The 1,055-nt window shown below is 39.7% G+C and carries 1 protein-coding gene; it reads right to left on the reverse strand.

Annotated elements, in window-relative coordinates; translation table 11 throughout:
* Nucleotides 1–30: 30 nt before the first annotated feature.
* Nucleotides 31–954, reverse strand: a complete 924-nt coding sequence (locus tag EKM96_RS10515) for an IS30 family transposase (protein ID WP_047021683.1) — start codon at nt 952–954, stop codon at nt 31–33.
* Nucleotides 955–1,055 lie beyond the last annotated feature (101 nt).

Consider the following 1,055-nt stretch of genomic DNA (forward strand, 5'->3'; position numbering starts at 1 on the left):
GGCAGATTGCAAGAAATAACTTGAACAAATTTAGTAACGCAGATCACGCAAAAAGATCTCAATCGGTGTTCGCCAATTTAAACATTTGAGTGGTCGGGAATTCAAATACCAGTTAATTTGAATCAATTCATCATCGGTAATCTCATCAATCGGTTGACCTTTGGGAATGAAGCGGCGTAGTACTCGGTTGCGATTTTCATTACTGCCTCGTTCATGTGGCGAATAAGCGTGCGCAAAGTACAGCGGAACACCGGTCTGTTCTTCAATCAAATTGTAGTTGGCGAATTCTTTCCCATGGTCAACAGTAAGGGTCTTGAGATTATCTCCTAACTGGTTAGCCATTTCTAAAATAGCCTTGGTCATTGAAGTACTATCTCGTCCATTAAGCCGTTTAACGATGGTAAGCCGACTCTTACGCTCGACAAACGTAGCTACTGCTTGACCTTTACGTTTTCCAGATAAAACTGTATCAGCTTCGAAGTGACCTGAAGTATTACGATCAGAAATTTCAGCTGGACGATCTTCGATGGAACGTCCATGACTAAAAGTACCACGGGTTTCTTTAGCTCGTTTGCGACGAATACCATGGTCAGGTAAATCGGTCACATTAATATCCAGTAGTCCCTGATCAATCCAGTTATAGATGGTTTTGTAGGCAATTCTAACTACATGAGCCACTTGTTCAATTGACCATTTTTGGATCTTGATTTTTTCTTCAATCAATCGCTTTAGGTTAGTCGTTAAGATGGTTTTACGACCACGATGACTAAGTTTAACTTCATGGTCAGTTTGAGCCTTAACTGCGTGATACTCACCAGCTAAGCGATGAACCTCATTAAAGATAGTGGTTTTACTAAAGCCTAAATAATCGGCAATATATTGAAGTGAGTGCTTTTCATGATGAAGTGTTTCGATGACAACGCAGTCTTCAAATGATAAAATAGTGGTGCTCATAAAGGTCCTTCTTTCTAGTGGAATGTTGTGGTGACACCATTAAAGACCTTTATGGGTTTTTCTGTCCACTAATATGTTCAACTTAAATTTTACAATCTACC

Source organism: Levilactobacillus tangyuanensis, assembly GCF_003946545.1.
GTDB lineage: Bacteria > Bacillota > Bacilli > Lactobacillales > Lactobacillaceae > Levilactobacillus > Levilactobacillus tangyuanensis.

Bases quoted from the DNA above. Each gene is read 5' to 3' on its own strand.
- EKM96_RS10515 (WP_047021683.1), bottom strand. From the start codon at position 954: ATGAGCACCACTATTTTATCATTTGAAGACTGCGTTGTCATCGAAACA.